General features: G+C 53.8%; 5 protein-coding genes. 4 read left to right on the top strand and 1 reads right to left on the bottom strand.

Annotated elements, in window-relative coordinates; genetic code table 11:
* The first annotated feature begins 72 nt into the window (after positions 1 to 72).
* Genes H5U36_08880 through H5U36_08865 form a run of 4 tightly spaced genes read left to right on the top strand, consistent with a single transcriptional unit; the run spans position 73 to position 4,521 of the window.
* Positions 73 to 1,158, top strand: a complete 1,086-nt coding sequence (locus H5U36_08880; GenBank protein ID MBC7218230.1) for a divergent polysaccharide deacetylase family protein — start codon at positions 73 to 75, stop codon at positions 1,156 to 1,158.
* A gap of 1 nt (position 1,159) precedes the next feature.
* Positions 1,160 to 1,570: a PaaI family thioesterase gene (locus H5U36_08875; GenBank protein MBC7218229.1), complete on the top strand. Its 411-nt coding sequence runs from the start codon at positions 1,160 to 1,162 to the stop codon at positions 1,568 to 1,570.
* Complete coding sequence (locus H5U36_08870) at positions 1,567 to 3,048, top strand: glutamate--tRNA ligase (GenBank protein ID MBC7218228.1); 1,482 nt, start codon at positions 1,567 to 1,569, stop codon at positions 3,046 to 3,048. The genes H5U36_08875 and H5U36_08870 overlap by 4 nt, the downstream gene beginning before the upstream one ends.
* Positions 3,049 to 4,521 (top strand): gluconokinase, encoded by a 1,473-nt coding sequence (locus H5U36_08865; protein MBC7218227.1) that lies wholly within the window; start codon positions 3,049 to 3,051, stop codon positions 4,519 to 4,521. It abuts the gene before it with no gap.
* A 1-nt stretch (position 4,522) separates the two neighbouring features.
* On the opposite strand, the gene H5U36_08860 is transcribed toward H5U36_08865, so the two are convergent.
* The coding region (locus H5U36_08860) for an aminotransferase class V-fold PLP-dependent enzyme (GenBank protein MBC7218226.1) at positions 4,523 to 4,957 on the bottom strand (435 nt) is incomplete at its 5' end.

The raw sequence follows: 4,957 nt of genomic DNA, 5'->3' as shown, positions 1-4,957 counted from the left end.
ATGTGCTTGTGGAAGGTGAGGAAGAACAGCTCAAGCGGGGCGTGGAAGAACTTAAAAAGCTCTTAGAGGAACATGCGCTGGCCTCATAAGCTTGTTCTTTTCCTCCTTCTTGGCCTTGCAGGATGGGGGGTGGTGCTTTTTGCCCTGGGGATGGAGGACTACCTTTCGCACGAGGGTCAAGGTGCTTTGTCCCGGATTACTTCCCTTTTCAGTCCTGAGGACTGGTTCGTCATCCTTCTCTTCCACGAGCTCAAGAGAAGCGACCTTTCCTACTCTGTACTTCATCCTGCTTCGCCCTCGGAACCGTACTGGGAGGTCGAGGTTGTGTACCGGAATCCCGGAGAAAGGGAGCGCCTCCTTGGTCGCCTTGAAGCCTTTCTTGCGCCTTTCCGTTCCTTTGGGCTTTCCGGCAAGGAGGAAGGAACGCACCTGTACCGAATTCTCTGGGGAGATAGAGAGTGGTTCCGCTTCTATCTCCGCCTCCAGAAGGTTTTCCGGGTGGCCATAGTGATTGATGACATCGGGTACAATCCCGAAATGGCAAGGAAATTCTTTTCTCTTCCTGTAAAGCTCAACGTGGCGGTGTTCCCCCACACCCCGTACGGTCCCCCTCTTGCCGAAGAGGCAGCAAAGAGAGGCAAAGAAGTCCTCATTCATTTCCCTATGGAAGCTTTATCTCCACAGGAGAACGCAGGGGAGCGGTTCCTCCTTCGGGTGGGGATGCCTCAAGAAGAAGTTACCCGGATGCTTGAGGAGGCTTTCGAGCGCATTCCTCAAGCCAGGGGACTCAACAACCACAAAGGCTCGAAGGCAACCCAAGAAAGGCGCCTTATGGAGCTCTGTGCTTCGTACCTCCGGGAGAGGGGTGCGTACTTTCTTGACAGCCTCACCACGCCCTCTTCCTGTGCTTTCCGGGTTATGCAGGAGGTGGGGGTCCCGGCACTGCGCCGGGATGTTTTCCTTGATGGCGAAACTGATGTCACGTACGTTCTTGGAAAGCTTAAGGAAACCCTCTCCGTGGCGCGAAGGAGAGGATTTGCCGTGGCCATCGGGCATCCAAAGAGAGCAACGTACGAGGCTCTTGCGAAGTTTCTTGCCCAACCTCATCCAGAGTACGAGTTCGTATTCCTTTCCGAGATTTTAGACGAAAGGAGCTGAAATGATGAACTTCGTGGACGACAGGCGGTGCTTTTTCTGTGGGGATCGGAATCCCCATGGGTTTTCGCTTCGCTTCCGGAGTAACGGAGAATGGACAGAAGTCGATACGGTTATTCCCTGGTACCTGCAGGGTTTTGCAGGGGTTGCCCACGGGGGTATTGTGGCTGCTCTCCTTGATGAAGTTATGTCCCACAGTGTGAAACGGGCTGGAATTTTTGCGGTGACAGGGACACTTGAAGTGAAGTACCTCAAACCCTGCCTGACGGAACGTGTCCTCACCATCCGGGGGAAGATTGAAAGGAGCGAAGGAAGAATTGTTGCAGCTTTTGGGGAAATCCTCTATGATGGAGAGAGGGTTGCAGAGGGGCGGGGAATTTTTGTGGTTCCAAGGATAAGGAGTGACTCGCAATGAGTGCCACGGTTCGGGTTCGCTTTGCACCGAGTCCCACAGGGTTTCTGCACCTTGGGGGGGCAAGGACAGCGCTCTTCAACTGGGCTTTTGCCCGCAAGCATCGAGGAGTTTTCATTCTCCGCATTGAGGATACCGATCTCACCCGGTCTACCGAAGAGTCTGTCCAGGTCATTCTTGAGAGTCTCAAATGGCTTGGTCTTTTCTGGGACGAGGGACCGGAAGTCGGTGGTCCGTACGGTCCGTACTTCCAGAGCCAGCGCCTCCATTTCTATCGGGAGTACGCTGAGAAACTTCGCGATGCCGGTTTCGCGTATGAGTGCTTCTGTACCCCTGAGGAGCTCAAGGCTCGGAAAGAAGAGGTCATAGCCCAGGGAGGCAGCTGGAGGTACGACCGCAGATGCCTCAACCTAAGTGCAAAGGAAAAAGAGGCCTTCCGCAGGGAAGGGCGAAAGCCAGTGCTCCGGTTTCGGATTCCTGAGGGTACGACGACGTTTATCGACATGCTCCGGGGGGAAGTAACCTTTGACAACGATGAGCTCGATGACTTTGTCATTATGAAGTCCGACGGCATGCCGACGTACAATTTCGCCTGTGTGGTCGACGATGCCCTCATGCGTATTACTCACGTCATTCGTGGGGATGATCACATCTCGAATACCCCTCGCCAGGTTCTCCTCTACAAGGCGCTGGGATTCCCGTGTCCGGAATTCGCCCATATTCCCATGATTTTGGGAAAGGATAGAACCCGTCTGAGCAAGCGTCATGGGTCCCCTTCAGTTACGTACTATCGGGACATGGGCTACCTTCCTGAGGCCATGGTGAACTACCTTGCCCGCCTGAGCTGGGCAACGGGGGAGGAAGAGAAGGAAATCTTCACCCGTGAGGAAATCATAGAACGGTTTTCCCTTGACCAGGTGACAAAGCACGCAGCCGTTTTCGACCTCGATAAGCTCAACTGGATGAACGGTGTGTACCTGCGGAGTGCCGATCCCCAGAGGTTGCGGGATATCCTTGTTGATATTCTCAAGCGAAATGGTGTCGTGGAGGACAGGGACTGTACTCCGGAGTTCCTCGAGTACTGTACAAAGGTAGTTCTCCTCATGCGGGAGCGTATTCGGTACGTGGCGCAGATTCTCGAAGAGGCAACGTACTTCTTCACCGAGGACTACCCGTACGATGGAGAGGCGGTGGAGGCGGTTCTCAGGAAAGAAGGGGTTCCTGAAATTCTCCAGGTTTCCTCTGAGCTTTTGGCAGGCCTTCAAACCTTTGATGCCGCTACCATTGAGGCGGCGATTCGGGCTGAAGCCGAGCGGAGAGGGAAAAAGGCTGCGGAGTTCATCCATCCCCTCCGGGTAGCGGTGTCAGGCAAAAGAGTCGGTCCAGGGCTTTTCGAACTTCTTGAGGTTTTGGGGAGGAAACGGGTTCTTGCCCGCATCGCAAGGACCCTGGAATTCCTCAGGGGAGAGGGGAAAGCATAGATGGCAGATCGCCTTTTCCTTGCTGTGGATATTGGGACTTCTTCGCTCAAAGCCTGTGTCTTCGATTCCCCTGGTAACCTTCTTGCTACCGCAAAACGAGAGTATCCTACTCACTCTCCAAAAGCTGGGTACGCTGAGCAGGATCCAGAGGAGATTTTTGCTTCTCTTTTGAGCGCCTTAAAGGAACTAACCTCCTCTTTTCCTGGAAGCACCTTCGAAGCCTTGGCTTTTGACGCCATGCTCCACAGTTTCCTCCTTGTGGATGAAAAGGGAACCCCCCTTGCTCCCCTTTGGAACTGGATGGATACTCGATCCTTCCAAGAGGTAGAAGAGTTTCGGAAGACCTACGAAGAAGAAAACCTCTACGCCTTTACTGCTTCTCCTCTCCACACGATTTACCATCCTCCCCGGGTGCTCTGGTTCAAAAAACACCTTCCTTGGCTTTGGTCGAAGGCTTCGAAAATCTTGAGCATCAAGGACTGGATTCTCTGGAGGCTCACTGGAGAACTTTTCTGTGACTACTCCACAGCTTCAGGAACGGGGCTTCTTGAGCTTGAGAGGAAAGCCTGGAGCGAGACAATCTGCAAACTCCTTGAGATTTCCCCACTTCTTCTTCCTTCCCTCTGCGAGCCAGATTTCTCCCTTCCCCTGCGAAACGAGGACTTTGCCCGGGAGGTTGGGTTGCCTCTTGGGATTCCCGTGGTTTGGGGTGGAGGAGACGGGCCCTTTGCAAACCTTGGGGAGGGATGTTTTCGGGAAAGAGAAATGGTTGTGAGTGTAGGTTCTTCTGGGGCGGTACGCATGTGTGCTCACCGGCCGGTCTTTGACCCCAAGAGGCAATCCTGGTGCTACTACCTTGCTTCCGACATCTGGGTCGGTGGGGGAGCAATCAATAATGGAGGTATTGTCTTTTCCTGGATGCGGGATCTCGTGAAGGGGGACGAGATTACCCTTGATCCCTTCCGGAGGCATCCTCTCTTTCTTCCTTTTCTGACCGGTGAGCGGAGCCCCTACTGGGACCCCTATGCCCGGGGAATACTCTTTGGCCTTTCCTTTTTCCACACTCCGGAGGAATTTTTGCAGGCAGCATACGAAGGTGTGGCATTTTCCGTGCGCGCTCTCTTTGAGATGCTCCGACGAGTCATGGGGGACCCGAAACGGGTGGTGATCGGTGGGGGTTTTGCCCTCTCGAGAACAGGACGAAGAGTCCTCTGCGACGTTCTTGGGGTTGAAGTGGCGGTGAGTACGTATCCCTCCTCTTCGGCAAAAGGCGCATTCCTTGTGGCCTTGAAAGCTCTGGGGGGAATCTCGTCCTTCGACGATCTCCCCCCCGATTTCTTCCCTGTTGAAGAGGTTCTCTTCCCGGAAAGGGAGGCCTCTTCTTTCTATGAGCGCCTTTTCCACCTCTGGGAAAAGCTCTACGAGGCCAATGCCCCCCTTTTCCGGGAATTTATCCGGTTTGGTCTTGCCTGAGTCAACCGTTCCTTCGGGCAAACTCTTTCATGAAGTTAACGAGCTCACGCACGGCCTCCACCGTGACTGCATTGTAGAGCGAGGCACGGCATCCCCCGACTGAGCGGTGTCCCTTTAAGCCCACAAGACCTTCTCTCTCTGCTTCCTTAACAAACTGCTCTTCAAGTTCTGGGCTTGGGAGGCGGAACACCACGTTCATCATGGAACGATCTTCGGGGACTACAGGGCAGGAATAGAAATCCTGACTATCGATGTACTCGTAGAGAATCCTTGCTTTTTCCCGGTTTATGGCTTCCATTTTCTCGAGACCACCAATCGTTTCCTCAAGCCACTCAAGGACAAGGTCGACCACGTACACGGCAAAACAAGGTGGGGTGTTGTAGAGAGAATTGGATTCCACGAAGGTCGTGTACTTGAGCATGGTGGGAAGGTTTTT

The organism is Candidatus Caldatribacterium sp. (assembly GCA_014359405.1).
In the GTDB taxonomy this organism is placed as follows: Bacteria; Atribacterota; Atribacteria; order Atribacterales; family Caldatribacteriaceae; genus Caldatribacterium; species Caldatribacterium oleiphilum.
This window is presented reverse-complemented; position numbering and strand designations above follow the sequence as displayed.

What these genes read in the sequence shown, in the direction of transcription:
- H5U36_08880 (MBC7218230.1), top strand. Translation starts at nt 73, where the DNA reads ATGCGCTGGCCTCATAAGCTTGTTCTTTTCCTCCTTCTTGGCCTTGCA.
- H5U36_08875 (MBC7218229.1), top strand. Translation starts at nt 1,160, where the DNA reads ATGATGAACTTCGTGGACGACAGGCGGTGCTTTTTCTGTGGGGATCGG.
- H5U36_08870 (MBC7218228.1), top strand. Translation starts at nt 1,567, where the DNA reads ATGAGTGCCACGGTTCGGGTTCGCTTTGCACCGAGTCCCACAGGGTTT.
- H5U36_08865 (MBC7218227.1), top strand. Translation starts at nt 3,049, where the DNA reads ATGGCAGATCGCCTTTTCCTTGCTGTGGATATTGGGACTTCTTCGCTC.